We start from the raw sequence: 26,741 nt of genomic DNA, 5'->3' as shown, positions 1-26,741 counted from the left end.
ACGAGGGGCGTGCGGTGACTTTTTGCGTCCGGTCCGTGACCGCCCGGTTATCTCACCGTACGGGTGTGCGACCGACGCGGGGTGAAACCCCCGGAAAGGGCGGTGTCGGGATGTGGCCGGATCTCAGAGGGCGGCGGCGCCGTGCTCGCGCAGGGACTGGTCGTACTGCTGGAGGATCCACAGCTCGTTCTGGACGGCCGCCAGCTCGGCCGGGTCGCCGTAGGTGCCCAGGCGGGTGAAGCGGCTCTGGACGTCCCGGACGCGACGCTCGACGGCCCGGCGGCGGACCCGGACCAGCACCTCGCCCGCGTAGACCTCGTCCACCGCACGGCGCATGATCGCCTCGACGGCGAGTTCCGTGACCATCGCGCGCACGGCGTCGTCCGGGGCGGCGTCGCGGACGCGGACCAGGTACTCCTGCGGGTCCTGGATGCCGTACTCCGCGCCGCCCGCCTCCAGGATCGCCTGGCGCACGGCCGCGTACGGCGCGGCGGTGAACTCGTCGACGCCGTACGCGTCGAAGGCCGGGGAGACCAGTTCCGGGCGCTGGAGGGCGAGCTTGAGCAGTTCGCGTTCGGTGGCGTAGACGGGGTTGCGGAGGTTGAGGGCGGGGCCCCGGGGGGCGCTCGTGGCGGGGGCGTACTGCTGCGGGCCGCGCTGCTGCGGGCCGGGGCCGGGCGCGGGGCCCTTGCCGCCGCGGTCGCGGGCCCAGCGGGCGAGCTGCGCGACCCGCTTGACCACGAACTGGGTGTCGAGGATGCCGAGCATTCCCGCGAGCTGCACGGCGACCTCGTGCTGGGCTCCGCTGTTCTTGATGCGGGCGACCACCGGGGCCGCCTCGTCGAGGGCCGCCGCACGGCCGGCCGGGGTGTCCAGGTCGTAGCGTCCGACGATCTGGCGGAGAGCGAACTCGAAGAGCGGGGTCCGGGGTTCGACCAGGTCGGCGACCGCCTCGTCGCCCTTGGCCAGGCGCAGGTCGCAGGGGTCCATGCCGTCGGGGGCGATGGCGATGTAGGTCTCGGCGGCGAACTTCTGGTCGTCCTCGAAGGCGCGCAGGGCCGCCTTCTGGCCGGCCGCGTCGCCGTCGAAGGTGAAGATCACGCGGGCCGAGCCGTTGTCCATGAGCAGCCGGCGCAGGATCTTGATGTGGTCGCCGCCGAAGGCTGTGCCGCAGGTCGCGATCGCCGTGGTCACGCCCGCGAGGTGGCAGGCCATGACGTCGGTGTAGCCCTCGACGACGACCGCGCGGGACGCCTTGGCGATGTCCTTCTTCGCGAGGTCGATGCCGTAGAGGACCTGGGACTTCTTGTAGATCGCCGTGTCGGGGGTGTTGAGGTACTTGGGGCCGTTGTCCGCCTCGTAGAGCTTGCGGGCGCCGAAGCCGACGACGTCCCCGCCGATGTCGCGGATGGGCCACATCAGCCGGCCGCGGAAGCGGTCGATGGGGCCGCGGCGGCCCTCCTGGGAGAGGCCGGACAGGAGCAGTTCCTTGTCGGAGAAGCCCTTGCCGCGCAGGTAGCGGGTGAGGTGGTCCCAGCCCTGGGGGCTGTAGCCGACGCCGAAGTGGACCGCGGCGGCCTGGTCGAAACCGCGCTCGGCGAGGAAGAGGCGGCCGGTGTCGGCCTCGGGCGAGGTCGCGAGCTGCTCGGCGTACCACTCGGCGGCGATCTTGTGCGCCTCGACCAGGCGGATGCGCTCGCCGCGCTGGTGGGCGGGGTTGTACCCGCCCTCCTCGTAGCGCAGGGTGATGCCGACCTGGCCGGCCAGGCGCTCGACCGCCTCGGAGAAGGTGAGGTGGTCGATCTTCATCACGAACGTGATGGTGTCGCCGCCCTCCTGGCAGCCGAAGCAGTGGAAGAGACCCTTGCTCGGGCTGACCTGGAAGGACGGGGACTTCTCGTCGTGGAACGGGCACAGCCCCTTGAGGTTGCCGCCGCCCGCGTTCCGCAGCTGGAGGTACTCCGACACGACGGCGTCGATCGGGACCGCGTCCCGTACCGCCTTCACGTCCTCGTCGTTGATCCGTCCTGCCACAAGGTGATTCTACGGCGCGGTACCGACACTCCCGGGGCGCGTTGCCCCCGGGCCGGGGGTCGGGGGCTGCCCCGGGGAATCGCGGCACGGGGACGGTACGACAGCCCTGACGGCTAGGCGACGAGGCCGGTCAGCGGCACGTGCGGGTCCGCGAGCGCCTCGGTGTCCACCTGGGTCCCGGTGCGGATCAGCTGCTGGACGGTGTCCGTGACGTCCCACACGTTCACGTTCATACCGGCCAGCACCCGGCCCTCCTTCACCCAGAAGGCGATGAACTCGCGTTTGGCGGCGTCCCCGCGGATCACCACCTGGTCGTACGACCCCGGCGGCGCCCAGCCGGAGTACTCCATCCCGAGGTCGTACTGGTCGGAGAAGAAGTAGGGCACGCGGTCGTAGGTGAGGTCGTGGCCGAGCATGGAGCGGGCCGCGGCCGGGCCGCCGTTGAGCGCGTTGGCCCAGTGCTCCACGCGCAGCCGGGAGCCGAAGAGGGCGTGCTGGAAGGAGGCCACGTCGCCGGCCGCGTAGATGTCCGGGTCGGAGGTGCGCAGCCGTTCGTCGACCGCGACGCCGCCGCCGTGGGCGCGGTCGGCGATCTCCAGGCCCGCGGCCTGGGCCAGCGACACGCGCGGGGCGGCGCCGATGGCGGCGAGCACGTCGTGCGCGGGGTGCTCCTCGCCGTCGTCGGTGCGGGCGGCGAGGACGACGCCGTCCTGGCCGACGATCTCGGTCAGCCTCACGCCGAAGCGGAAGCGGACGCCGTGCGCCTGGTGCAGTTCGGCGAAGACGGCGCCCAGCTCGGGGCCGAGGACGCCGTGCAGCGGGGTCGGCTCGGGCTCCACGACGGTGACCTCGGCGCCGTACTCGCGGGCCGCCGCGGCGACCTCCAGGCCGATCCAGCCGGCGCCGGCGATCACCAGGTGGCCGTTGTCACGGCCGAGGGAGGTGAGGACGCCCTTGAGGCGCTCGGCGTGGGCGAGACGGCGCAGGTGGTGGACGCCCACCAGGCCGGTGCCGGGGATGTCGAGGCGACGGGGCTCGGCGCCGGTCGCGAGGAGCAGCTTGTCGTAGCGGGCGCGGGTGCCGTCGTCGCCGTAGTGGACGGTCTTCGCGGCGCGGTCGATGGCGACGACGGTCTGGCCGAGGTGCAGCTCGATGTCGTTCTGCGCGTACCAGGCGGGTTCGTGCACGAAGACGCTGTCGCGTTCCTCCTTGCCGAGCAGGTAGCCCTTGGACAGCGGCGGGCGCTCGTAGGGGTGGTCGCGCTCGTCACAGATGAGGATCACCCGGCCGGTGAAGCCCTCCGCGCGGAGCGTCTCCGCCGCCTTCGCACCGGCCAGTCCGCCTCCGACGATGACGAATGTCTGATCCGCGTCGACCACTTGTTGCCTCCTCGTCAGGGTGCCGCCACATGCGAGCGTCCCGCACGCGGCGTGGTGCGGGAAGGGGGAGTGGCCCGATCAGGCCACGCACGGTCACATTCGGGGCTCCTGGTGTCGCTGATGTCACTGGCGTCCCGCCAGTCTCATGGATGCGCTGTCAGACGGGCGTGAAGCGAGCGGGCCGAGGCGTCGGTGAGGGAGGCGATCTGGTCGACGATCACCCGTTTGCGGGCGCGGTCGTCGCCGGCCCGGTCGAGCATGGCGCGGAACTGCGGGTCGAGGCCGTCCGGGGCGCGGGCGGTGAGCGCCTCGGCGAGTTCGGCGACGACGATGCGCTGGTCGGCGCGGAGCCGCTCCTGCTCGGCGCGCTGCATGACGTACAGGTCGGCTACCGCCTTGAGCACGGCGCACTCCAGCCGGGTCTCGCGGGGCACGACCAGTTCGGCCGTGTACCGGGTGAGGCGGCCGGTGCCGAACGCCGCGCGTGTGGCTCCCTCGGCGGCGAGGCAGAAGCGGCCGATGAGCTGGCTGGTGGCGTCCTTCAGCCGGGCCTGGGCGACGGCCGAGCCGTCGTAGCCGTGCGGCCACCACTCCTGGGCGAGGAGCCGGTCGAGGGCGGCCGCGAGCTCGGCGTGGTCCGTGTCCGCGGGGACGTACCGCCCGACGGCGACCTCGAACACCGCCCGGCGTTCCGGGTCGGCGAGCAGGCAGTTGGGGTCGATGTGGCCGGCGTGCAGGCCGTCCTCGACGTCGTGCACCGAGTACGCCACGTCGTCGGACCAGTCCATGACCTGGGCCTCGAAACAGGTGCGGGTGCCGGGGGCGTCCGCACGGACCCAGTCGAAGACGGGGCGGTCGTCCTCGTAGACGCCGAACTTCACCGACGCCGGGTCGGTGGGGTGGGCGCCCCGGGGCCAGGGGTACTTGGTGGCGGCGTCGAGGGCGGCCCGGGTGAGGTTGAGGCCGACGCTGACGAGGTCGCCGGACTCCGGGTCGGTGACGAACCGTTTGGGTTCGATGCGGGTGAGCAGGCGCAGCGACTGGGCGTTGCCCTCGAAGCCGCCGCAGTCCTCGGCGAACTCGTTGAGCGCCTGTTCGCCGTTGTGCCCGAAGGGCGGGTGGCCCAGGTCGTGGGAGAGGCAGGCGGCCTCGACGAGGTCCGGGTCGCAGCCGAGGGCGGCACCGAGCTCGCGGCCGACCTGGGCGCACTCCAGGGAGTGCGTGAGGCGGGTGCGGGGGCTGGCGTCCCACATGGGGTTGCGCTCCCCCGGCGTGACGACCTGGGTCTTGCCGGCGAGGCGGCGCAGGGCCGCGGAGTGCAGCACGCGGGCGCGGTCGCGCTGGAAGGCGGTGCGGCCGGGGCGTTTGTCGGGTTCGGTGGCCCAGCGGGCCGCTGAGGCCGGGTCGTACGGCGGCGGGGGTGCGGTGCCTTCCATGTCATAGACAGTAAGGGGAGGGAGTGGCACGTGGGTGCCTATGCGTCTGCCATGTCCTGCAGTCGTTCGGCTGCAAGTCCTGTGTGGTCGATCGCGCAGTTCACCGCGCCCCTGGGGCGTTCACACCGACGCCAGTGACACCGAGCCCGGCACCATGGCCCAAGTCGCCGCCGTCTCGTCGTAGCGGTGCAGGAGCAGGCGGGCCATCGCCGGGTGGGTGCCGAGGGGGGCGGACGCGATCCACGGGGCGGCCGAGGCGCACTCCGTCGCGAAGCGACCCGGGGCCGTGAAGTACGAGGCGATGGCCACCCGGCGGTACCCCTGGGCGGTCAGGGCGCGGACCGCCTCCGGCACGGTGGGGGCGGCTGCCGAGGCGTAGGCCGGGACGACCGGCACGCCGAGGCGTTCGGCGAGGAGGGCGGCGGTGTGGCCGGTGTCGGCCCCGGACTCCGGGTCGCGGGAGCCCGCGGAGGCGAGGACGACGGCGCTGGGCCGCAGGTCGTGGGCGGGCCCCCCGGCCTCGGCGAGGCGGTCGCAGAGGGCCTCGACGAGGAGCGGGTGGGGGCCGAGCGGGGCGGCCACGCGGGTGCGGGCCGGTGCCGCGGCGGCCATCTCGGGGATGTCCCGCTTGACGTGGTGGCCCCGGCTGAGCAGCAGCGGTACGAGAACGGCCTCCGTGTCGCCGAGCCCGGCCAGCGTGTCGGGGAGCAACGGCTCGTTCAGCTCGATGTGCCCGAGGTGCACGGGCAGGCCGGGGCGCAGCTCGCGGACCCGGTCGAGGAGTGCGCGTACGGTGCTCAGGGCGCGCGGGTCGCGGCTGCCGTGGGCGACGACGACCAGGGCGGGTGTCCCGTCGGGGCCGGTCGTCGCGCGCGTCCCGCGCATCCTGCTCGTCATCGTCGTGGCCGTCATGCACCGATCGTGGCGGCGGCACGTTGCCGTCCCGTTGCGCGGGCGTCACGGCAATTTTCCGTCGGTTCACACGGCGGCGTGCGGGCGGCGTGAGGCGGCACGGCCTGCGGTGTCCCCCGGTGCGGTGAACCTGGTCACGCGCCGGGCGGCGAACCGGACGGGTGGGCGGGGACGTCTCCCGGTGTCGAGAGCCGACCGGGGAAGGGACCGTCCGATGCGCCGCTGGAGACCTCGCAGACCCCGCCTGCCGCGCACCCGTAAGGGGCAGCGGAGGCTGGCCCAGGCGGTCATGGCCGGGTGCGTGCTGGCACTGCTGCCCGCCACGTGGATGCACCTGGTCACCGGCGACCGGCTGCGCACCACGGCCGACGTGCCCCGCACCGAGGTCGCGGTCGTCTTCGGTGCCGGACTGTGGGACGGCGAGCCGTCGCCGTACCTGGCGCACCGGCTGGACGCGGCGGCCGAGCTGTACCGCGCGGGGCGGATCGAGGTGGTGCTCGTGACCGGGGACAACAGCCGTGAGGAGTACGACGAGCCGGACGCCATGCGGGCGTACCTCGTCCGGCACGGCGTGCCCGACGGGCGGATCGTCAGCGACTACGCGGGCTTCGACACCTGGGACTCCTGCGTCCGCGCGAAGAAGATCTTCGGTGTCGACCGGGCCGTCCTGATCAGCCAGGGCTTCCACATCCGGCGGGCGGTGGCTCTGTGCCAGGAGGCGGGGGTGGTGTCGTACGGCGTCGGGGTCGACGACAGGCACGACGCGACCTGGTACTACGGGGGCGCGCGGGAGATCCTCGCGGCCGGCAAGGCGGCGCTGGACGCGGTCTTCGAGCCGGATCCCACGTTCCTCGGGCCGAAGGAGCCGGGGGTGGCGCGTGCCCTGGCCGCTGAGCGGTGACGCGGCCCTCACCGCGGCCCATGGGCGGCGGGGAGGTCGCCGTCCCGGTGGCGTAACAAACCGCCGCACGGTCGTGTAACACGGGCGTCGCACGCTGGGCGTCATGCAGAACACCGCGACGCCCACGCACTGCCCGTACTGTGCCCTGCAGTGCGGGATGAATCTGACGCCCGCCGCCGACGGGACCGTCGAGGTGACCGAGCGCGCGGACTTCCCGGTGAACCGGGGCGCGCTGTGCGGCAAGGGCCGCACCGCGCCGGCGGTGCTGTCGTCACGGGTGCGGCTGACCTCCCCGTTGGTGCGCTCCGGCGACGGCACCCTGGTGCCGGCCACGTGGGACGAGGCGCTGGACCGGATCGCCCGGCACCTCGCCCGCACGCGGGAGGAGCACGGCGCGGACGCGCTCGGCGTGTTCGGCGGGGGCGGGCTGACGAACGAGAAGGCGTACGCGCTGGGCAAGTTCGCCCGGGTGGTGCTGGGCACCTCGCAGATCGACTACAACGGCCGGTTCTGCATGTCGTCGGCCGCGGCGGCCGGCACGAAGGCGTTCGGGCTCGACCGGGGCCTGCCGTTCCCGCTGGAGGACATCCCGAGGACCGGCTGCGTGATCCTCGTGGGGTCGAACCTCGCGGAGACCATGCCGCCGTCGCTGCGGTTCTTCAGCGAGCTGAAGGAGAACGGCGGCACGCTGATCGTCGTCGATCCGCGGCGCACGAAGACCGCCGAGCAGGCCGACCTGCACCTCGCGCCCCGGCCCGGCACCGATCTGGCGCTCGCGCTGGGCCTGCTGCACCTGGTCGTCGCCGGGGGCCGGGTGGACGAGTCCTACGTCGAGGAGCGCACGGCCGGCTGGGAGGAGGCGCGGGCGGCGGCGATGGCGCACTGGCCCGAGCAGGTGGAGCGGATCACGGGGGTGTCCGTTCCCGAACTCCGGGAGGCGGTGCGGCTGTTCTGCGAGCCGGAGCACGCGATGGTGCTCACCGCGCGCGGGCCCGAGCAGCAGGCCAAGGGTACGGACACGGTGGGCGCGTGGATCAACCTGTGCCTGGCGACCGGGCGGGCCGGGCGGCCCCTGTCGGGGTACGGCTGCCTGACCGGGCAGGGCAACGGGCAGGGCGGGCGCGAGCACGGGCAGAAGGCCGACCAGTTGCCCGGCTACCGCAAGCTGACGGACCCGGCGGCGCGGCGGCACGTGGCCGAGGTGTGGGGCGTGGACCCGGACTCGCTGCCGGGGCCGGGCCGCAGCGCCTACGAGCTGCTGGACGCGCTCGGCACGGACATCAGGTCGCTGCTGCTGATGGGTTCCAACCCGGTGGTGTCGGCGCCGCGCGCCGCCCACGTCGAACAGCGGCTGCGGTCGCTGGACTTCCTGGCCGTGTGCGACGTGGTGCTGTCGGAGACGGCGGCCCTGGCGGACGTGGTGCTGCCGGTGACGCAGTGGGCGGAGGAGACGGGCACCACGACCAGCCTGGAGGGCCGGGTGCTGCTGCGGCGGCGCGCGATCACCCCGCCGGACGGGGTCCGCAGCGACCTGGAGGTGCTGCACGAACTGGCCGCCCGGCTCGGGGTCGAGAAGGGTTTCCCGACCGAGGCGGAGGAGGTCTTCGAGGAGCTGCGCCGGGCGAGTGCGGGCGGGCTCGCCGACTATTCCGGGATCACCTACCGGCGGCTGGCGCAGGAGAACGGGGTCTTCTGGCCGTGCCCGGCGCGGGAGGAGGCGGGCGAGGCGGAACACCCGGGCACCGCCCGGCTCTTCCTCGACCGCTTCGCCACCGAGGACGGCCGGGCCCGGTTCGTTCCGGTCTCGCACCGCCCGAGCGCCGAGGAGCCTGACGACGAGTACCCGGTGCTGCTGACCACGGGGCGGGTCGTGGCGCAGTACCAGTCCGGCGCGCAGACCCGGCGCGTGGACGAGCTGAACGCCGCCGCTCCCGGCCCGTTCGTCGAGCTGCACCCCCGGCTGGCGGCGCGGCTGGGGGCGGCCGAGGGCGACCCGGTGGCCGTCGTCTCCCGGCGGGGCCGGGCCGTGGCGCCGGCCCGCATCACCACCGGCATCAGGCCCGACACCGTCTTCATGCCCTTCCACTGGCCGGGCGAGGGCCGCGCCAACACGCTGACCAACCCGGCCCTGGACCCGACCTCGCGGATGCCGGAGTTCAAGGTGTGCGCGGTGCGGGTGGAGGCGGTGACGCGGTAGGGGACGGTCACCGCACGGGCCAGGTGCCGCCCTCGATCGGCGTGCCCCGGGCCCGCAGCCGGACGGCGACGGCCGGGGCGGCGACGTACACCCAGGCGCGGACGTGCGCCCCGTCGGCGTCCCGCACGACCGTCCTCGCCACGCGGTCGTACAGGTTCCGCGGATCACCCGGCACGTACTCCTCCAGCCGGTCCAGGGCGGCGAGCAGTTCGTCGTACGTCTCGGGCCGGGCGGTGACGATCTCGCCGGCGACCACTCCCTGGGCCCCCTCCACGGCGTAGGGGTAGCCGGGGCCCGCGTACAGGACGGCGCCGGGCAGACGGGCCGGTTCCTCGAAGCGGGTGCGGCCGCGCAGGAAGAGGTCGTGGTTGGGCCCGCCGGGGCGCAGGGTGCCGTAGACGAAGAACGGGAGTCGCGCTGCTTCCACGGGGTCATTCTCCCGGTCGTCCCGTGCCCTCATGCTCTCCCCCCATGATCTCCACCGGTCGGCTATGGACATGACATGTCATGCTCCCCTAAATCTGGGGCGACATCAGCGCCACCCCCACGCGCCCGAGGCGCTCCCCCCTCCAAGGAGTCCGATGAGCCGAATACGGCACGTCCGACGTTCCCGTCCCGCCGTCGCCGGCATCGCCGTCACCACCGCCGCCCTCCTGACGGCCGCACTCGTCCCCACCGCCGAGGCGGCCGGCCGCCCCACTTCCGCCGACGCCCTCGACAACGCGTCGGCGGCCCTCGCCGACCACGCCGCGAGACTGGACCTGACGCCGGCTCAGGACACCGAGGTCCGTGACGTGGTGGTCGACGGGGACGGCACCCAGCACGTCCGCTACGACCGCACCTACCGCGGACTCCCCGTGCTGGGCGGCGACTTCGTGGTCCACCTGGCCCCCGACGGCGACTACCGCGGCGCGAACCGCGCGACCACGCGACCGCTCTCCCTGGCGTCCGTGACCCCGAAGCTGTCGGCTCCGAAGGCCGCCGACCTGGCCGCCGACGCCCTGCGCGCCGCCAACCCGGGCGAGTTGCTGAAGAGGCTCACCGCCAAGCCGGAGCTGGTCGTGGACGCCCTGCACGGCGCCCCGAAGCTGGCCTGGCGCACGGACGCGGCGGCACTGGACTCCCTCGGCAACCCGGTCGCGCGCACGGTGCTGACCGACGCCCGCACGGGCGCCCGGATCGACGCCTGGGACAGCATCGAGTCGGCGACGGGCGACGGCAGTTCGCTGTACGGCGGGACGGTGCCGCTGGAGACGACGCAGTCGGGGCCCGCGTACCAGCTCAAGGACCCGACGCGCGGCGGCACGTACACCGGCGACGCGGCGAACAAGACCGACCTGTGCTTCCTCGGCATCTGCCTGAGCCGGGCGCCCTCGACGGTGTTCACGGACGCCGACAACCACTGGGGCACGGGGGCGGAGTCCGACCGCGCCACGGCCGCGGTGGACGCGCAGTACGGCACCGACGTGACGTGGGACTACTACGAGAACGTGCACGGCCGCAGCGGCATCGCGGGCGACGGCAAGGGCTCGTACAACCGCGTGCACTACGGCACCCGGTACAACAACGCCTTCTGGGACGACAGTTGCTTCTGCATGACGTACGGCGACGGTGACGGGGCGACCTTCGGCCCGCTGGTCTCGCTCGACGTCGCGGGCCACGAGATGTCGCACGGCGTGACGTCGTCGACGGCGGCGCTGACCTACTCCGGCGAGTCCGGCGGCCTGAACGAGGCCACCTCCGACATCTTCGGCACGCTGGTGGAGTGGTACGCGGGCAATTCCGCCGACGCGGGCGACTACAGAATCGGCGAGAAGGTGGTCCGCTCCGGCTTCGGCCGGGACGCCCTGCGCTACATGGACCGGCCGAGCAGGGACGGCAGTTCGGCGGACTGCTGGAGCAGTTCGGTGGGCAACCTCGACGTCCACTACTCCTCCGGGGTCGCGAACCACTTCGCGTACCTGCTGGCCGAGGGCAGCGGCGCGAAGACCGTGGGCGGCGTGCGCCACGACTCGCCCACCTGTGACGGCTCCACCGTCTCGGGGATCGGCCGGGACAAGCTCGGGAAGATCTGGTACCGGGCACTGACGGTCTACATGACGTCGTCCACGGACTACGCGGGGGCGCGGACCGCGACCCTGAACGCGGCCAGGGACCTGTACGGCGCGAACGGCACCGAGTACGCCGCGGTGGCGGCGGCGTGGAGCGCGGTGAGCGTGGGCTGACGGGCCGTCGGCCGGCCTTGCCCGGCCTTGCCCGGCCCGGAGAACGGACGGTGGCCGGCACCTCGCGGGGTGCCGGCCACCGTCCGTTTCCGTGACCGGGTGGCGCGTTCGGGGTTCTCCTCCCGCTCCCGCCGCGACACCGCGCTCGCGTACGGCCCGGAGGTGGTCCTCGGCGGACCGGCGCGGCGGCTACGCGCCGTCGTAGGGGCGCTTCTCCTTCGCCTCCCGCAGCGCCCGACCCCACCACACCAGCTGGTCCAGCATCGTCTTCGCCGCCGCATCCGGGCCCGAGGGGTCCCTGAGCCTGCCCTCGTCGTCGAAGGAGGCGCCCGCGTTGTGGAAGGACACCGTGTCGCGGACGGTGACGGCGTGCAGCTCGGCGAAGACCTGACGGAGGTGCTCGGTGGCGCGCAGGCCGCCGGCGAGACCTCCGTAGGAGACGAGGGCCACCGGCTTGGCCCGCCACTCGGTGAAGTGCCAGTCGATGAGGTTCTTCAGGCCCGCCGGGAACGAGTGGTTGTACTCGGGGGTGAGGACGACGAACGCGTCGGCGCCCGCGAGCTTCGGGGTGATCTCCGCCAGCGCGGCCTTCGCCTCCTCGGTCGGCTCGAAGGTCGTGGGCAGCTCGGTCCCGGCGACGTCGACGACCTCGGGGAGCAGGTCCTCATGGTCCCGGAGGCGGTCCAGGAGCCAGTCGGCGACGACGGGGCCGAAGCGGCCGTGGCGGTTGCTGCCGACGAGCAGGGTCACACGGAGCGGTTCAGTCGCTGTGGTCATGCCCCGCAGCCTCCTGCCTCAACTTTGCTTGAGGTCAAGTCATGCCTCCCCGAGCCGTTGCGCGGACCCGTCGCGCGGACCGGATCACCCGTTCACACCCGCGCCGGGCGTCCTTCGGTGTCTTTTCCTCGCGTGCCCGGTCACACCGCCGGTGACCTGCCGAAACGGCGTCCCGTGCGGAGCTGCCGGGCAGCCGGACGACACCCGTTCATCCCATTCCCGGCGCTTTCTCGGGGAGCGGGCCGGGCCCGGTGCCACTTACCTCGGTAGGGCAGGGGCCACCGAAGAGCTCAGGGAGCATCGATGCGACGTACCGCCCGCGTGCTGACGGGTACCGCGCTCGCCGTCGCCGCCGCGGGCCTCGCCACCGCGGCTCCGGCGCACGGCCTCGACGGCGAGACGGTCTCCGGCGGACTGAAGATGTACCCGTCCTCGGTCGTGCCGGGAGAGCTGGCGTCCGTGAACACGGCGGCGTGCGGGGAGGACGACACGGTGGAGGGCGATGCCAGCGCGGTCGGCGCGGGCCGGTTCGCACTGGCGCCCAGCACGCACGAGGGCGAGGCGATCGGGCAGTTCGAGGTGCCGCCGAGCGCGCAACCCGGAACGTACGAGATCGTCGCCACCTGCGCCGAGAACGGCCTGCGGGTGACGGGGGACCTGGTGGTCACACTGACGCCCGTCCGCGAGCAGGTGCACCCCAAAGGAAGCGTGAAGACGGGGGTCGGCGGCACCTTGGGCTCCGACCCCGTACAGACCGCGGCCGGCGTGGCGGCTCTCGCCGTCGCCGCCGCGGGCGGTACCTGGCTCCTGCATCGCCGGGCGAGAGGCGACGGGATCTGACGGGCACCCTCCGCTGCCCGTCCGCCGGTACCGCACTTCCCCACCCCCTCCGGGTCCGACGCCCCTCGCGGCCCGGAGGGGGGCGGGGTCCTCCAGGAGAGGAGTCGTCATGGCCAGAGTCGGCAACACCGCGATAGCGGCCGTCACCGCGGTCGCCCTCTGTTCCGGGGTGTGGCTGCTGAGCGGCGGCACCGGGACCGGGTCCCCGCCGCAGCCCTCCGCCGCCCAGGCCCGCAGCGGGCAGGCCGCCGAGGCGCCCGCCGCCCCGGCGCTGCCGCCGTCCCCGCCCGACCGCATACGCATACCGGCGATCGGCGTGAACGCCCCGCTGATGGGCCTCGGCCTGACCGGGACGGGCAGCCTCGACGCGCCGCCCCCCGAGATCAAGAACCTGGCCGGCTGGTACGAGGCCGGCACCACCCCCGGCGAGACGGGCACCGCGATCGTCGCCGGGCACGTCGACAACGCCGAGGGGCCCGCCGTCTTCTACCGGCTGGGCGCCCTGAAGAAGGGCGACACGATCGAGGCCGACCGGCGCGACGGCGGCGTCGCGGTGTTCACCGTGGACGCGGTGGAGGTGTACGCCGCGAAGGACTTCCCCGACGAGAAGGTGTACGGGGCGGCGAAGCGGCCCGAGCTGCGCGTCATCACCTGCGGCGGCCGCTACTCACGCAGCACCGGTTACCAGGGCAACGTCGTCGTCTTCGCCCACCTGACCGGCAGCCGCTGAGGCACCGCGGCCCTCGATGACATGCGCCTTCCCCCACGCGCCGAGCGGGCCCAGCGCGTCGTTGAGGGCGACTCCGCGCGGCGTCAGCCTGTACTCGACGTGCGGCGGCACCTCGTCGTACTCCTCGCGGTGCACGATGCCGTCGGCCTCCAGCTCCCGCAGCTGCGCGGCGAGCACCTTCTCGGTCACACCGGGCAGCTCCCGGCGCAGCTCACCGAAGCGGAACGGCCGCTGACCGAGCGCCCAGAGGATCAGCACCTTCCACTTGCCGCCGATCACGTCCATCGCCGCGTCGACTCCGCAGACGTACGCCCCCGGTCGCCGTACCGTTCCCATGCCCGACACCCCGTCTCCTCGCTGCCTGGACCCTTTCGCCGGGGTAACCGCCCACTCACAAGTGCGTACTTGAGCACACCGACCCCCACGACGAGTCTGAACATCATGACTGACAAGGCACCCGTCTCCCGTATTCCGCTCACCGTCCTCGGCACCGGCGCCATGGGCACCGCGCTCGTCCGCGCCTGGCTCGCCGCCGGCCATCCGGTCACCGTCTGGAACCGCACCCCGGCCCGCGCCGAGGCCCTGGCCGCCGAGGGCGCCACGGTCGCCCCGACCGCCGCCGCGGCGGTGGCGGCCAACCGCCTGGTGATCGCCTGCCTGCTCGACGACGCCTCGGTCGGCGAGGCCCTCGACGGGGCCGACCTGACCGGGCGGGACCTGGTGAACCTCACCACCGGGACGCCCGCCCAGGGCCGCGCCCGCGCCGCGTGGGCCGAGGAGCGCGGGGCCCGCTTCCTGGACGGCGGGATCATGGCCGTACCGCCGATGATCGGGGAACCGGACTCCGGCGCGTACGTCTTCTACAGCGGCTCCTCCGCCCTCTTCGAGGAGCACCGGGACACCCTCGCCGTCCCGGCCGGCACCCGCTGGGCCGGCGAGGACGCGGGCTTCGCCGCACTGCACGACGTGGCGCTGCTGAGCGCGATGACCGGCATGTTCGCCGGTGTCCTGCACGCCTTCGCGCTGATCCGCCACGAGGACGTCGCCCCGAAGGACTTCGCGCCGCTGCTCTCCGGCTGGCTCACCGCGATGGCGCCCGCCGTGCACAAGGCCGCCGAGCAGCTCGAGGCCGGCGACTACGGCCTGGACGTCGTCTCCAACCTCGCGATGCAGGTCGCGGGCAACGCCACGCTGCTGCGGACGGCCGAGGAGCAGCAGGTCAGCTCCGAGCTGCTGACGCCGTACATGGACCTCATGGAGCGCCGGCTCGCCGAGGGGCACGGGGAGGAGGACACCACCGGGGTGGTCGAGCTGCTGGATCTCCGGCGGGGGAAGGACGCCTAGGCCACCGACGGGGGAAGGACGCCTAGGCCAGCCACTGCTCGTAGGCCAGGTTCGCCACCAGCGCGAAGACGACCGTCAGCAGGACGACGCGGACGAAGCCGCTGCCCCGCTTCAGGGCCGTGTGTGCGCCCAGGGTGCCGCCCGCCAGGTTGAACACGGCCATCAGGGCGGCGAGCTGCCACAGGACGGCGCCCTGCCAGGCGAACATCGCGAGGGCGCCCGCGTTGGTGCAGCAGTTGACGATCTTGGCGGTGGCGGAGGCGGTCACCAGGTCCAGGTGGAGGAGCGCGGTGAGCGCCAGCACGAGGAAGGTGCCGGTGCCGGGGCCGATGAAACCGTCGTAGAAGCCGATGCCGATGCCCGCGAGGCCGATCGCGGCGAGGATCTGGCGCCGGGTGGCCGGGCCGGCGGCGGGGGCGGTGCCGAAGGCGGGGCGCAGGATCACGAAGGCCGCTACGGCGAGCAGCACCACCATGATCACCGGCTTGAGGACGTCGGTGCTCATCCCGGCCGCGAAGAAGGCCCCGGCCGACGACCCGGCGAGGGCGGCCAGCCCGATCCGCACGGCCGTGCCGACGTCGACCGGCGCCTTGCGCGCGTACGTCACCGCCGCGCCCGTCGTCCCGACGATGGCGACCGCCTTGTTGGTGCCCAGGGCGTGCGCGGCCGGGGTGCCGGCGGGCAGTCCCAGCAGCAGCACCGGCAGCAGCAGAAGCCCGCCCCCGCCGACCACGGCGTCGATCCAGCCGGCCGCGAGGGCCGCGAGGCAGAGCAGGACGACCGTGGTCAGCGATATGTCGGGCATGATCACGACCCTATGGACGGGATGGATGTGCCGTCCATCGAGATGAGGGTCTTCTGAGGTTGCCGGGCGTCCGCCGGTGTCCCTCACACCCGCCCCCGGTTCCCGCTGAGGGCAGCGTTCCCGGTGGGAAACAGACGTGATGCCGCCGGGTAACACCCGCACCGCACGCTCGATGCCATGACCTCGAATACGCGTGTGGTGGTGATCGGCGCCGGCCTCGCGGGCGTGACGCTCGCCCGGCGGCTCGGTGAGCTCGGCACGCCCGCGCTGGTCGTCGGCGACGAGGAGCACCGCCCGTACAACCGGGTGCTGCTCGCCGAGGTGCTGGCCGGACGGTACGGCCCCGAGGTGGTCGCCCTGCCGGAGCCCGCGGAGCTGATCCGCGCCCGGGTCACCGGCATCGACCGGGCCGGACGCAGCGTCCGGTGCGCCGACGGCTCGCTGATCGCATACGACACGCTGGTCCTGGCCACCGGTTCCAACGCCGTGCTGCCGCCGCTGCGCGGCCTGTTCACGCCGGACCACGAGCTGCCCGAGGGCGTGCACGCGTTCCGCACCATGGACGACTGCCTGGGCCTGTCCAAGGCGGTACGGCCGGGGGTACGGGCCGTCGTCATCGGAGGCGGGCTGCTCGGCGTGTCCGCCGCCCGTGCGCTCGCGGTGCGCGGCGCGCAGGTCGTCCTCGCCCAGCAGTCCGAGCGGCTCATGGAGCGCCAGCTCGACCCGGCGGCCTCCGGGCTGGTCCGGCGGCACCTGGAGGACCTGGGCGTGGAGGTGCACACCGAGTGCCGGGTGCGTGACGTGCGCTCGGTCGGCGGCGCGGTGCGCTCGGTGGAGATGGCCGACGGGTACGCCCTCGGTGCCGACCTCGTGGTCCTGGCGTGCGGCGTCCGCCCGCGTACCGGCCTCGCCGAGGCGGCCGGTCTGGAGGTCGCCAAGGGCGTCGTCGTCGACGACGAGCTGCGCACCTCCGACCCGCACGTCCGCGCCGTCGGCGACTGCGCCCAGCACGCGGGCACGGTGTACGGGCTGGCCGCCCCCGCCCTGGAACAGGCCGGCGCGCTCGCCGCGCTGCTGGCCGGTGACACCACCGCCCGCTACGCCGGCACCCGGTCCCTGACCCGACTCACCCTCACCGGGCCCGACAGCCCCTTCGACCTCGCCGCGTTCGGCGAGACCGACCCCCGCCCCGGCGACGACGTCGTGCAGCTCGCCGACGCCACCCGCGGCACCTACCGCAAGGTCGTCGTCCGTGACGACCGGCTGGTCGGCGGGGTCCTGGTCGGCGAACTCGGCACCGTCGGCGCGCTCGCGCGCGCCTGGGAGGGAGCAGAGCCGCTCCCGTCCGACGGCGGCCCCCTGCTCCACCTGCTCACCAACGACGGAGGCTCCTGATGACCGCCAACCTGGGGGGCACCCCCACGATCGTGCTCGTCGGCCACGGCATGGTCGGCCAGCGCTTCCTCGAAGCGCTCGCCGAACGCGGCCTGACCGCCACGCACCGCGTGGTCGTGCTGTGCGAGGAGCCGCGCCCCGCGTACGACCGCGTGCAGCTGACCTCCTACTTCTCGGGCCGCACGCCCGAGGACCTGTCGATGACGGACATGGGGTTCATCGAGGAGCACGGCATCGAGCTGCACGTCGGTGACCCGGCGCAGACGGTCGACCGTGCGGCGAAGAAGGTGACGGCCCGCTCCGGACTCGTCGTCGACTACGACGTCCTGGTGCTGGCCACCGGCTCCTACCCGTTCGTGCCGCCCGTCCCCGGCAAGGACGCCACCGGCTGCTTCGTCTACCGCACCATCGAGGACCTCCTCGCCATCGAGGAGTACGCCCGGAAGGCGACGACCGGGGCCGTGGTGGGCGGCGGTCTGCTCGGACTGGAGGCCGCGGGTGCGCTCAAGGGCCTCGGACTCACCTCCCACATCGTGGAGTTCGCGCCCCGGCTGATGCCCGTCCAGGTCGACGAGGGCGGCGGCGCGGCGCTGCTGCGCACCATCGAGGACATGGGCCTGTCCGTCCACACCGGCGTCGGCACGCAGGAGATCCTGGTCGGCGAGGACGGCGCCGTCACCGGCATGAGGCTGTCCGACGGCTCCGAACTGGCCACGGACCTGGTGGTGTTCAGCGCCGGTGTCCGTCCCCGCGACCAGCTGGCCCGTGACTGCGGCCTCGCCGTCGGCGAGCGCGGCGGCATCAGCGTCGACGAGCAGTGCCGCACGGTCACCGACCCGGACGTGTTCGCGATCGGCGAGTGCGCGCTGGCCGCCGACGGGCGGGTGTACGGCCTGGTGGCGCCCGGCTACGAGCAGGCCGAGACGGCCGCCGCGACGATCGCCCGGGACGAATCGGCGTTCACCGGAGCGGACCTGTCGACCAAGCTGAAGCTGCTCGGCGTGGACGTGGCGTCCTTCGGCGACGCGCACGGCACCGCCGGGGACTGCCTGGACGTCGTCTACTCCGACTCCCGCGCCGGCCTGTACAAGAAGCTGGTCATCGGCCGCGACGGCACGCTGCTCGGCGGCATCCTGGTCGGCGACGCGGAGGCGTACGGCACGCTGCGCGCGCTCACCGGCTCGGTGCCGCCCGTCGCGCCGGAGGCGCTCGTCCTGCCGGCCGGTGCCGGGGCGCCGGCCCAGCTCGGGCCGTCCGCGCTCCCCGACGACGCGGTCATCTGCTCCTGCCACAACGTCACCAAGGGCACGATCCGGGGCGCGGTCACCGACCACCAGTGCACGACCGTGCCCGAGGTGAAGAAGTGCACCAAGGCCGGCACCGGCTGCGGCTCCTGCGTCAAGGTGCTCGGCCAGCTGGTCACCGCCGAGCTGGAGGCGAGCGGCGTCGAGGTCGACAAGGGCCTGTGCGGCTGCTTCGCCCAGACCCGCGAGGAGCTGTACGAGATCGTCCTCGCCCTGCGGATCACCTCCTACCAGGAGCTGCTGGACCGGCACGGCCGCGAGGAGGCCCGCGGCGGCGACGGATGCGAGGTCTGCAAGCCGGCGGTCGGTTCGATCATCGCCTCCCTCGCCCCGACGATCGGCGCGAGCGGCTACGTCCTGGAGGGCGAGCAGGCGGCGCTGCAGGACACCAATGACCACTTCCTGGCCAACCTGCAGAAGAACGGCTCGTACTCGGTCGTGCCCCGCATCCCCGGCGGCGAGATCGCCCCGGACAAACTGATCGTGATCGGTGAGATCGCCCGGGACTTCGGGCTCTACACGAAGATCACGGGCGGTCAGCGCATCGACATGTTCGGCGCGCGGGTCGAGCAGCTGCCGCTGATCTGGGCCCGGCTGGTGGACGCCGGCTTCGAGTCCGGGCACGCCTACGGCAAGTCGCTGCGCACGGTGAAGTCCTGCGTGGGGCAGACCTGGTGCCGCTACGGCGTCCAGGACTCCGTCCGCATGGCGATCGACCTGGAGCTGCGCTACCGGGGCCTGCGCTCCCCGCACAAGCTGAAGTCGGCGGTCTCGGGGTGCGCCCGCGAGTGCGCCGAGGCCCAGTCGAAGGACTTCGGCGTGATCGCCACGTCCAACGGCTGGAACCTGTACGTCGGCGGCAACGGCGGCGCCACCCCGCGCCACGCGGACCTGCTCGCGCAGGACCTCTCCGACGCCGAACTGGTCCGCCTGATCGACCGGTTCCTGATGTTCTACATCCGCACCGCCGACAAGCTGGAGCGCACCTCCACCTGGCTGGAGCGGATCCCCGGCGGCCTGGACCACGTACGGGACGTCGTCGTGCACGACTCGCTCGGCATCTGCGACGAGCTGGAGTCCCTGATGGCCGCCCACGTCTCCCACTACCGCGACGAGTGGGCCGAGACGATCAACGACCCCGAGAAGCTGGCCCGGTTCGTGTCGTTCGTGAACGCGCCCGACACGCCCGACCCGGTCGTCGGCTTCGTGCCCGAACGCGACCAGATGAAGCCCGACCTGCCGCTGCTGGACATCGGCAGGCGGCGCACCGAGGAAGACGTCCTGGAAGGAAGCGCCCAGCGATGACCCTGGCACCCGAGACGACCGACCTGAAGGTCCGGCTGCGGCTGGCGGACGGCTGGTTCACGGCCTGCGACCTCGGCGCGCTGCTCCCGGGCCGCGGTGTGGCGGCCCTGCTGCCGGACGGCCGCCAAGTGGCCCTGTTCCGCGACCGGTCCGGTGCGCTGTACGCCATCGACAACCGCGATCCGTTCACCGGTGCGGCGGTCCTCTCCCGCGGGCTGACCGGCACCCACCGGGGCCGCCCGTTCGTCGCCTCCCCGCTGCTCAAGCAGCGTTTCGATCTCGCGTCCGGGCAGTGCCTGGACGACGAGGCGGTGCGGGTGGCGACGTACGAGGTGAAGGCCGCCTGACCCCGTTTCTTGACTGACCGTTTCAGAAAGTCCTAGGCTTCAACGCGTGGCCAGGACCAAGGAGTTCGATCCGGACGCCGCGCTGCGGGCAGCCCTGGAGCTATTCTGGCAGCGCGGCTTCGAGTTGACGTCGATGTCCGATCTGGTGGCGCACCTCGGCATCGGACGCGCCAGCATCTACGCGACCTTCGGCAACAAGCGCGAGCTGTACCTGAAGGCACTGGAGCGCTACGAGCAGGGGCTGCTGCCGGACATGCTCCAGGAGCTGGCCCGACCGGGTCCCGCCCTGCCGGGCGTACGGGCGCTCGTGCGCCGCTACGCCGCCGAGGCGACCGCCGACGACCTGCGCGGGCGCGGCTGTTTCGTCACCAACACGGCGGCCGAGCTGGCCCCGCACGACCCGGCCGCCGCGCGGCGGGTCGAGCGCAACTGGGACCAGCTGGAGGCGGTCCTGCACGCGGCGCTGGTCCGCGCCCGCAGCCAGGGCGAACTGCCGGCCGACCGCGACCCGCTCGCCCTGGCCCGCATGCTGCTGGTCCTGCTCCAGGGGCTGCGCGTCGTCGGCAAGGCGTCCGCGGACCCGGCGCGCGTACGGGACGCGGCGGAACAGGCACTGGCCCTGCTCGACTGAACACCGCCGTGCGGGCGCGGCCTTGCGCCTGCCCGCATACTGAACCGCTCGGTCAAATAAAGGGGAGATCATGACCAGCCGTTTCACCGACCGCACCGCCCTCGTCACCGGAGCCGGATCCGGCATCGGACGGGCCGTCGCCCTCGCGTTCGCCGCCGAAGGCGCGAACGTCGTCGTCGCGGGGCGCCGCCGGGAGCCGCTCGACGAGACGGTGGCCCTGATCGAGGAGGCGGGCGGCAAGGCGCTCGCCGTCACCGCCGACGTGGCGCGCGCCGCCGACGTCCAGGCGGTCGTGGACGCCGCCGTGGAGCGCTTCGGCTCCCTCGACGTGGCGGTCAACAACGCGGGCGTCTTCCGGGGCGGGCAGCCCGTGGCCGACCTGACCGACGACGACTGGCGGACACAGCTCGACATCAACGTCACCGGCGTGTTCCTCGCCCTGCGGGCCGAGGTCCGCCGGATGCGCACCCAGCCGGCCGGCGGCGCGATCGTCAACATCGCCTCCACCTTCGGCATGCACAAGCGGCAGCCGGGGGCCACGGCCTACGCGGCCACCAAGGCGGCCGTCTCGGTCCTCACGCGGGGCGCCGCCCTGGACCACATCGGGGACGGCGTCCGCATCAACGCCGTCAGCCCGGGCGCAACCGACACCTCCATGTCCCTGCAGCCGGGCGAGACGGAGGCCGGGCGGGCGGAGCGCATGAGGAACGAGGTGCCGCTGGGCCGGGTCGCGGCGGTCGAGGAGGTGGCGGCAGCCGTGCTGTACCTGGCCTCGGACGACGCGGCGTCCGTGGTCGGCACCGAGCTGGTGGTGGACAGCGGCCAGACGGCCTGACCGCCTCACGTCAGCCGTCCCGGGAGCGGAGAGCTACCACCCGGTCACGTCACGTTCGTATCACGGGTCCTTCATATCGCCTCCACAACGGGCGCCCCTCAATACGGTCATCACCTCACATGCGACTCATCGCATCACCAAGATCACCGATACGGACATTCACACCTGACCCGGGACGCTCCATGACCCTGCTCCGCAAGCCCGCCGCCCTCGCCGTCGCCGCCCTGGCCCTGGCCGCCCTGCCGACCGCCGCCATGGCACACGAGGGCACGCACCCGTTCAAGAACTGCACCGAGGCGTACGACAACGGCTACGCCCACATCCCCGCGTCCGACGAGGAGCACTACGGCAAGCACCTGGACCGCGACGGGGACGGCGTCGGCTGCGACAAGCCGCCCGCGGGCTTCGTGCCCGCCGGCGACAAGGACGCGGGCGGCGACGACGGCAAGGCGGACCAGGCGTCCGGGCAGCAGGAGTCCGGAGCCGGGTCCGGGTCCGGGTCCGGCAAGGACACCGACCTCGCCGCGACCGGCGGCGACGACACCACCCCGTACATCGCCGCGGGCGGTGCGGCCGTCGTCCTCGCGGGCGGCGGGCTGCTGCTGGCGGCGCGCAGGCGGCGGGGCACCCGCTGACGACACCTGGAGGGGTCCGGCGTGTACGGCCGGGCGTCACGGATTGTCCATGACCCGTCAACCCCGCTCCCCTAGGGTCCGTGACCGCGCGACCCCGCCGTCACCCGGCGGCGGGGCGGTCACGGCCCCATCTGGAGTGAGAGTGGAACGTCGTACCCTCCTGCGTGCGGTCGCCCTGGGCGGCTCCTCCGCCGTCCTGGGCGGCACCCTGTGGCGCGGCGCCGCGTACGCGGCCCCCGCCCAGCCCGGCACGGGCCCTTACGGCCCGCTGGGCTCGCCCGACGCCAACGGCATCAGACTCCCCAGCGGCTTCACCAGCCGGGTCGTCGCCCGTTCCGGCCAGAAGGTCCCGGGCACCTCGTACACCTGGCACAACGCCCCTGACGGCGGCGCCTGTTACGCCGACGGCACCGGCTGGATCTACGTGTCGAACTCGGAGATCAACCCCTCCGGCGGCGCGAGCGCGGTGAAGTTCTCGTCCACCGGGACGATCACGGCGGCGTACCGCGTGCTGTCGAACACCCGTCAGAACTGCGCGGGCGGCAAGACCCCGTGGAACACCTGGCTGTCCTGCGAGGAGGTCGACCGCGGCTACGTCTACGAGACCGACCCCTGGGGCGTGAAGGCCGCGGTCCGCCGCGACGCCATGGGCCGCTTCAAGCACGAGGCCGCGGCCGCCGACCCGGTCCGGGGGGTCGTCTACCTCACCGAGGACGTCACGGACGGCTGCTTCTACCGCTTCCGCCCGACGACCTGGGGCGACCTGTCCTCCGGCACCCTGGAGGTGCTGGTCGCGGGCACCGCCACGAGCGGCCCGGTGACGTGGGCGAGGGTCCCCGACCCTTCCGGCGCCACCGCCACCCGCAACCAGGTCTCCGGCGCCAAGCGCTTCAACGGCGGCGAGGGCTGCTACTACGCGAACGACACCTGCTGGTTCACCACCAAGGGCGACAACCGCGTCTGGCAGTACAACGCCGCCTCCCAGACCCTCGAACTGGCCTACGACGACTCCCTGGTGACGTCCGGCACGGCCCCGCTGACGGGCGTGGACAACGTCACCGGCTCCGCCTCCGGCGACCTGTTCGTCGCGGAGGACGGTGGCAACATGGAGATCTGCGTGATCACCCCGGCCGACGTGATCGCCCCGTTCCTGCGCATCGACGGCCAGTCCGGCTCGGAGATCACGGGCCCGGCGTTCTCCCCCGACGGCAAACGCCTGTACTTCTCCAGCCAGCGGGGCACGAGCGGGAGTTCGTCGGACGGGATCACGTACGAGGTGACGGGGCCGTTCCGGGCGTAACGCTCCGGCTCGAGGCGTCTGTTCAGGTCAAAAGAAGAGGGCGGCACCCCCCGCACGGGGTGCCGCCCTCTCTCCGTGATCCGGAGCCGTCGCCGATCGGTGAGGGTGGTCGGGTGACAGACGACGGCTCCGGGGTCCAGTGCCCCGCAGGGGCTAGCGGTGGTCGCTTCCCTCCGCCGTGACCGACGCGCGGCCCGCCTCCAGTCGCGCCACCGGGATCCGGAACGGCGAGCAGGAGACGTAGTCCAGACCCACCTCGTGGAAGAAGTGGACCGACTCCGGGTCACCGCCGTGCTCGCCGCAGACGCCGAGCTTCAGGTCGGGGCGGGTGGCGCGGCCGGCCTTCGCGGCGGCGGCGACCAGGGAGCCGACGCCGTCCTTGTCGATCGTCTCGAAGGGGGAGACGCCGAAGATGCCCTTCTCCAGGTACGCGGTGAAGAAGGAGGCCTCCACGTCGTCGCGGCTGAAGCCCCAGACCGTCTGGGTCAGGTCGTTGGTGCCGAAGGAGAAGAACTCCGCGGCTTCCGCGATCTGACCGGCGGTCAGCGCGGCGCGCGGCAGCTCGATCATCGTGCCGATGGCGAGCTTGAGCTTCGTGCCCGAGGCCGCCTCGACGTCGGCGATGACCTGGTCGGCCTCCTCGCGGACGATCTCCAGCTCCTGGACGGTGCCGACCAGCGGGATCATGATCTCGGCGCGCGGGTCGCCCTTGGCCGCCTTGCGTTCGGCGGCGGCCTCGGCGATGGCGCGGACCTGCATGGTGAACAGGCCGGGGATGACCAGGCCGAGGCGGACGCCGCGCAGGCCCAGCATCGGGTTCTGCTCGTGCAGGCGGTGGACCGCCTGCAGGAGGCGCAGTTCGTTCTCGTGCGGCTCCTGCCGGGACTCGGCCAGGGCCACGCGGACCGACAGCTCGGTGATGTCGGGCAGGAACTCGTGCAGCGGCGGGTCCAGGAGACGGATCGTCACCGGGAGGCCGTCCATCGCCTCGAACAGCTCGACGAAGTCCTGCTTCTGGAGCGGCAGCAGCTCCTTCAGGGACTCCTCGCGCTCCGCCTCGGTGTCGGCCAGGATCAGGCGCTCCACCAGCTCACGCCGGTCACCGAGGAACATGTGCTCGGTGCGGCACAGGCCGATGCCCTGGGCGCCGAAGCGGCGGGCGCGCAGCGCGTCCTCGGCGTTGTCGGCGTTGGCCCGCACGCGCAGCCGGCGCTTGCGGTCGGCGAAGGCCATCATCCGGTGGACGGCCTCGACCAGTTCGTCGGCGTCGTCGGCGCCCGGGTGCATCCGGCCCTCGAAGTACTCCACGACCGGGGACGGGACGACCGGGACCTCGCCCAGGTAGACCTTGCCGGAGGAGCCGTCGATGGAGATCACGTCGCCTTCCTCGACGACGTGCCCGCCGGGCACGGTCATCCGGCGGCGCTTGGTGTCGACCTCCAGCTCCTCGGCGCCGCAGACACAGGTCTTGCCCATGCCGCGCGCCACGACGGCCGCGTGGGAGGTCTTGCCGCCGCGCGAGGTGAGGATGCCCTCGGCGGCGATCATGCCGTCCAGGTCGTCGGGGTTGGTCTCACGGCGGACCAGGATGACCTTCTCGCCGGAGCGGGACCACTTCACGGCGGTGTAGGAGTCGAAGACCGCCTTGCCGACCGCCGCGCCCGGCGAGGCCGCGATGCCCCGGCCGACCTTCTCGACCTTCGCGCTCTCGTCGAAGCGCGGGAACATCAGCTGGGCGAGCTGGGCGCCGGTGACGCGCTGGAGGGCCTCGGCCTCGTCGATCAGGCCCTGGTCCACGAGCTGGGTCGCGATGCGGAAGGCGGCACCGGCGGTGCGCTTGCCGACGCGGGTCTGGAGCATCCAGAGCTGGCCGCGCTCGATGGTGAACTCGATGTCGCAGAGATCCTTGTAGTGGTTCTCCAGGGTCTCCATGATCTGCATCAGCTGGTCGTACGACTTCTTGTCGATCGACTCCAGCTCCGCGAGCGGGACGGTGTTGCGGATGCCCGCCACGACGTCCTCGCCCTGGGCGTTCTGCAGGTAGTCGCCGTAGACGCCCTGGTGGCCGGAGGCGGGGTCGCGGGTGAAGGCGACGCCGGTGCCGGAGTCCGGGCCAAGGTTGCCGAAGACCATGGAGCAGACGTTGACGGCCGTGCCGAGGTCGTGCGGGATGCGCTCCTGGCGGCGGTAGAGCTTGGCACGGTCGCCGTTCCAGGAGTCGAAGACCGCCTTGATGGCGAGGTCCATCTGCTCGCGCGGGTCCTGCGGGAAGTCCCGGCCGGCCTCCTTCTTGACGATCTTCTTGAAGGCGGTGACCAGCTTCTTCAGGTCGGCGGCCTCCAGGTCGGTGTCGACCGTGACCTTCTTGGCCTCCTTGGCCTTCTCCAGCGCCTCCTCGAAGAGGTCGCCGTCGACGCCGAGGACGGTCTTGCCGAACATCTGGATGAGGCGGCGGTAGGAGTCCCAGGCGAAGCGGTCGTCGCCGGCCTGCTTGGCCAGGCCCTGCACCGACTTGTCGGAGAGGCCGATGTTGAGGACCGTGTCCATCATGCCGGGCATGGAGAACTTGGCTCCGGAGCGGACCGACACGAGGAGGGGGTCGTCGGCCTGGCCGAGCTTCTTGCCCATCTTCTGCTCGAGGGCGTCGAGGTGCGCACTCACCTCGTCACGCAGTGCCGCCGGCTCCTCGCCGCTCTCCAGGTAGACCTTGCAGGCCTCGGTGGTGATGGTGAAGCCGGGCGGGACCGGGAGTCCCAGGTTGGTCATCTCGGCGAGGTTGGCGCCCTTGCCGCCGAGGAGGTCCTTGAGGTCTTTGTTGCCCTCGGTGAAGTCGTAAACGAACTTCACGCCCTCAACGCTGGTGCCGTGCTCAGCTACCTGGGGTTCTTTGTTTTCCGACACGGGTCTCGACTCCTCGAGGACGCGGTGGCTGCCCTGACGGCGAGGAATGTACCCAGATCAAAGGCTCCTGGGTACGTCCACTTGCGCGTCATGCGCCTGTAACCACTCGTCCGCCAGCGGATCGAAAGTCAAGGCTTGGCAAGCGACCGAACGCTTATGTTTTCACTTCTTGAACGAATGAACCTCCAGATGCACCCGCAGTCGCTCACCTGAGCGCCAATCTCCACGTCTGAGTTCGATCGATGAACGATCAAGGCGTGGCACTGAGTGCCACCCCTTGGAGAAGTGCATTCGCCCAAGATCCGCTCATCTGAGCGCCCCTCTTATCAAGGGTGGCGAGAATCACGCTGCCACAGCCAGCCGGATTTCACCATGCGGACGTGTTCCGAACGCGATCCGGACACGAACCGCAGCAGGCTGAACACACCGCGCGGACCGGACGTACGACAGTGCGGCGGACCCGATCCCCCACGTCGGGTCCGCCGTCAGAACGGGTTTCGTACGGAAG

At 72.6% G+C, this 26,741-nt stretch carries 22 protein-coding genes; 13 read left to right on the top strand and 9 right to left on the bottom strand.

Features of this window, described 5'->3' with window-relative positions; all coding sequences use genetic code 11:
- Window positions 1-123 precede the first annotated feature (123 nt).
- The 4 genes from dnaG to IE260_RS13150 all read right to left on the bottom strand — a co-directional run bounded on the left by dnaG (window position 124) and on the right by IE260_RS13150 (window position 5,734).
- A complete protein-coding gene (gene dnaG, locus IE260_RS13165) occupies window positions 124-2,034 on the bottom strand; it encodes a DNA primase (protein ID WP_189871237.1) in 1,911 nt (636 codons plus the stop codon).
- 113 nt (window positions 2,035-2,147) lie between these two features.
- Window positions 2,148-3,413 (bottom strand): NAD(P)/FAD-dependent oxidoreductase, encoded by a 1,266-nt coding sequence (locus tag IE260_RS13160; RefSeq protein ID WP_189871235.1) that lies wholly within the window; start codon window positions 3,411-3,413, stop codon window positions 2,148-2,150.
- A 143-nt stretch (window positions 3,414-3,556) separates the two neighbouring features.
- Window positions 3,557-4,849 carry a deoxyguanosinetriphosphate triphosphohydrolase gene (locus tag IE260_RS13155; protein WP_189871234.1) on the bottom strand — a complete coding sequence of 431 codons (1,293 nt, stop codon included), beginning with the start codon at window positions 4,847-4,849 and terminating at the stop codon, window positions 3,557-3,559.
- 120 nt (window positions 4,850-4,969) lie between these two features.
- Complete coding sequence (locus tag IE260_RS13150; RefSeq protein ID WP_229880741.1) at window positions 4,970-5,734, bottom strand: sirohydrochlorin chelatase; 765 nt, start codon at window positions 5,732-5,734, stop codon at window positions 4,970-4,972.
- 241 nt (window positions 5,735-5,975) lie between these two features.
- Between IE260_RS13150 and IE260_RS13145 the strand changes: the two genes are divergently transcribed.
- Together IE260_RS13145 and IE260_RS13140 are read left to right on the top strand one after the other, a co-directional pair.
- A complete protein-coding gene (locus tag IE260_RS13145; protein ID WP_189871230.1) occupies window positions 5,976-6,662 on the top strand; it encodes a SanA/YdcF family protein in 687 nt (228 codons plus the stop codon).
- A 103-nt stretch (window positions 6,663-6,765) separates the two neighbouring features.
- Window positions 6,766-8,859 (top strand): molybdopterin oxidoreductase family protein, encoded by a 2,094-nt coding sequence (locus IE260_RS13140; RefSeq protein ID WP_189871228.1) that lies wholly within the window; start codon window positions 6,766-6,768, stop codon window positions 8,857-8,859.
- 7 nt (window positions 8,860-8,866) lie between these two features.
- Here the strand turns inward: IE260_RS13140 and IE260_RS13135 are convergent, their stop codons facing one another.
- Window positions 8,867-9,319, bottom strand: coding sequence for a gamma-glutamylcyclotransferase family protein (locus tag IE260_RS13135; RefSeq protein ID WP_189871226.1), 453 nt, complete (start codon window positions 9,317-9,319; stop codon window positions 8,867-8,869).
- Between the two features lie 121 nt (window positions 9,320-9,440).
- Here IE260_RS13135 and IE260_RS13130 point away from each other — a divergent pair, with 121 nt between their 5' ends.
- Window positions 9,441-11,084, top strand: a complete 1,644-nt coding sequence (locus IE260_RS13130; protein ID WP_189871224.1) for a M4 family metallopeptidase — start codon at window positions 9,441-9,443, stop codon at window positions 11,082-11,084.
- Window positions 11,085-11,273: 189 nt separating this feature from the next.
- On the opposite strand, the gene IE260_RS13125 is transcribed toward IE260_RS13130, so the two are convergent.
- Complete coding sequence (locus IE260_RS13125; RefSeq protein WP_189871222.1) at window positions 11,274-11,861, bottom strand: NADPH-dependent FMN reductase; 588 nt, start codon at window positions 11,859-11,861, stop codon at window positions 11,274-11,276.
- 303 nt (window positions 11,862-12,164) lie between these two features.
- On the opposite strand from IE260_RS13125, the gene IE260_RS13120 reads away from it, so the two are divergent.
- Window positions 12,165-12,701 (top strand): GVDTG sorting domain-containing protein, encoded by a 537-nt coding sequence (locus tag IE260_RS13120; protein ID WP_189871220.1) that lies wholly within the window; start codon window positions 12,165-12,167, stop codon window positions 12,699-12,701.
- A 109-nt stretch (window positions 12,702-12,810) separates the two neighbouring features.
- Window positions 12,811-13,431, top strand: coding sequence for a class F sortase (locus tag IE260_RS13115; RefSeq protein WP_189871218.1), 621 nt, complete (start codon window positions 12,811-12,813; stop codon window positions 13,429-13,431).
- Here IE260_RS13115 and IE260_RS13110 read toward each other — a convergent pair.
- On the bottom strand, window positions 13,369-13,767 hold the full coding sequence (locus IE260_RS13110; RefSeq protein WP_189871216.1) for a winged helix-turn-helix transcriptional regulator: 399 nt from the start codon (window positions 13,765-13,767) through the stop codon (window positions 13,369-13,371). The genes IE260_RS13115 and IE260_RS13110 overlap by 63 nt on opposite strands.
- A gap of 105 nt (window positions 13,768-13,872) precedes the next feature.
- Between IE260_RS13110 and IE260_RS13105 the strand changes: the two genes are divergently transcribed.
- Window positions 13,873-14,775, top strand: coding sequence for an NAD(P)-dependent oxidoreductase (locus IE260_RS13105; protein WP_189871214.1), 903 nt, complete (start codon window positions 13,873-13,875; stop codon window positions 14,773-14,775).
- A 22-nt stretch (window positions 14,776-14,797) separates the two neighbouring features.
- Here the strand turns inward: IE260_RS13105 and IE260_RS13100 are convergent, their stop codons facing one another.
- Window positions 14,798-15,580 carry a sulfite exporter TauE/SafE family protein gene (locus IE260_RS13100; RefSeq protein ID WP_189871211.1) on the bottom strand — a complete coding sequence of 261 codons (783 nt, stop codon included), beginning with the start codon at window positions 15,578-15,580 and terminating at the stop codon, window positions 14,798-14,800.
- A gap of 177 nt (window positions 15,581-15,757) precedes the next feature.
- Between IE260_RS13100 and IE260_RS13095 the strand changes: the two genes are divergently transcribed.
- The 7 genes from IE260_RS13095 to IE260_RS13065 all read left to right on the top strand — a co-directional run bounded on the left by IE260_RS13095 (window position 15,758) and on the right by IE260_RS13065 (window position 23,332).
- Window positions 15,758-16,975 carry an NAD(P)/FAD-dependent oxidoreductase gene (locus tag IE260_RS13095; protein WP_189871209.1) on the top strand — a complete coding sequence of 406 codons (1,218 nt, stop codon included), beginning with the start codon at window positions 15,758-15,760 and terminating at the stop codon, window positions 16,973-16,975.
- Complete coding sequence (gene nirB, locus IE260_RS13090) at window positions 16,975-19,584, top strand: nitrite reductase large subunit NirB (protein WP_189871207.1); 2,610 nt, start codon at window positions 16,975-16,977, stop codon at window positions 19,582-19,584. Before IE260_RS13095 ends, nirB begins: the two co-directional genes overlap by 1 nt.
- Window positions 19,581-19,931: a nitrite reductase small subunit NirD gene (nirD, locus tag IE260_RS13085; RefSeq protein ID WP_189871204.1), complete on the top strand. Its 351-nt coding sequence runs from the start codon at window positions 19,581-19,583 to the stop codon at window positions 19,929-19,931. Before nirB ends, nirD begins: the two co-directional genes overlap by 4 nt.
- Before the next feature lie 46 nt (window positions 19,932-19,977).
- Window positions 19,978-20,562: a TetR/AcrR family transcriptional regulator gene (locus IE260_RS13080; RefSeq protein WP_189871202.1), complete on the top strand. Its 585-nt coding sequence runs from the start codon at window positions 19,978-19,980 to the stop codon at window positions 20,560-20,562.
- Window positions 20,563-20,632: 70 nt separating this feature from the next.
- The gene (locus tag IE260_RS13075) at window positions 20,633-21,397 is read left to right on the top strand and encodes an SDR family NAD(P)-dependent oxidoreductase (RefSeq protein WP_189871200.1); all 765 of its coding nucleotides are present in this window, start codon (window positions 20,633-20,635) and stop codon (window positions 21,395-21,397) included.
- Window positions 21,398-21,579: 182 nt separating this feature from the next.
- Complete coding sequence (locus IE260_RS13070) at window positions 21,580-22,032, top strand: excalibur calcium-binding domain-containing protein (RefSeq protein WP_189871198.1); 453 nt, start codon at window positions 21,580-21,582, stop codon at window positions 22,030-22,032.
- A gap of 142 nt (window positions 22,033-22,174) precedes the next feature.
- A complete protein-coding gene (locus tag IE260_RS13065) occupies window positions 22,175-23,332 on the top strand; it encodes an alkaline phosphatase PhoX (RefSeq protein ID WP_189871196.1) in 1,158 nt (385 codons plus the stop codon).
- 153 nt (window positions 23,333-23,485) lie between these two features.
- Here the strand turns inward: IE260_RS13065 and ppdK are convergent, their stop codons facing one another.
- Window positions 23,486-26,233: a pyruvate, phosphate dikinase gene (ppdK, locus tag IE260_RS13060; protein ID WP_189871194.1), complete on the bottom strand. Its 2,748-nt coding sequence runs from the start codon at window positions 26,231-26,233 to the stop codon at window positions 23,486-23,488.
- Window positions 26,234-26,741 lie beyond the last annotated feature (508 nt).

The sequence above is a fragment of the Streptomyces viridiviolaceus genome (genome assembly GCF_014650995.1).
GTDB classification, from domain to species: domain Bacteria; phylum Actinomycetota; class Actinomycetes; order Streptomycetales; family Streptomycetaceae; genus Streptomyces; species Streptomyces viridiviolaceus.
This window is presented reverse-complemented; position numbering and strand designations above follow the sequence as displayed.